Source organism: Domibacillus robiginosus, from assembly GCF_000966195.1.
Lineage (GTDB): Bacteria > Bacillota > Bacilli > Bacillales > Domibacillaceae > Domibacillus > Domibacillus robiginosus.
Genome location: NZ_LAHL01000063.1, coordinates 1 through 1,135 on the forward strand (window position 1 = coordinate 1; position 1,135 = coordinate 1,135).

Genomic DNA, 1,135 nt, shown 5'->3' on the forward strand with positions numbered 1-1,135 from the left:
GTTCTCACTTCCGTAAATATCCTTAGAAAGGAGGTGATCCAGCCGCACCTTCCGATACGGCTACCTTGTTACGACTTCACCCCAATCATCTGCCCCACCTTCGGCGGCTGGCTCCCGTAAGGGTTACCCCACCGACTTCGGGTGTTGCAAACTCTCGTGGTGTGACGGGCGGTGTGTACAAGGCCCGGGAACGTATTCACCGCGGCATGCTGATCCGCGATTACTAGCGATTCCAGCTTCATGCAGGCGAGTTGCAGCCTGCAATCCGAACTGAGAATGGTTTTATGGGATTGGCTAAACCTCGCGGTCTTGCAGCCCTTTGTACCATCCATTGTAGCACGTGTGTAGCCCAGGTCATAAGGGGCATGATGATTTGACGTCATCCCCACCTTCCTCCGGTTTGTCACCGGCAGTCACCTTAGAGTGCCCAACTAAATGCTGGCAACTAAGATCAAGGGTTGCGCTCGTTGCGGGACTTAACCCAACATCTCACGACACGAGCTGACGACAACCATGCACCACCTGTCACCGCTGCCCCCGAAGGGGAAGATCTGTCTCCAGACCGGTCAGCGGGATGTCAAGACCTGGTAAGGTTCTTCGCGTTGCTTCGAATTAAACCACATGCTCCACCGCTTGTGCGGGCCCCCGTCAATTCCTTTGAGTTTCAGCCTTGCGGCCGTACTCCCCAGGCGGAGTGCTTAATGCGTTAGCTGCAGCACTGAGGGGCGGAAACCCCCCAACACTTAGCACTCATCGTTTACGGCGTGGACTACCAGGGTATCTAATCCTGTTCGCTCCCCACGCTTTCGCGCCTCAGCGTCAGTTACAGACCAAAGAGCCGCCTTCGCCACTGGTGTTCCTCCACATCTCTACGCATTTCACCGCTACACGTGGAATTCCGCTCTTCTCTTCTGCACTCAAGCCTTCCAGTTTCCAATGACCCTCCACGGTTGAGCCGTGGGCTTTCACATCAGACTTAAAAGGCCGCCTGCGCGCGCTTTACGCCCAATAATTCCGGACAACGCTTGCCACCTACGTATTACCGCGGCTGCTGGCACGTAGTTAGCCGTGGCTTTCTGGCCAGGTACCGTCAAGGTACGGGCAGTTACTCCCGTACTTGTTCTTCCCTGACAAC

The 1,135-nt window shown here is 55.8% G+C and carries 1 rRNA gene; it reads right to left on the reverse strand.

Annotated features, from left to right (window positions below):
• Positions 1-26: 26 nt before the first annotated feature.
• Positions 27-1,135, reverse strand: a 16S ribosomal RNA gene (locus VP97_RS21095); the annotation flags it as partial.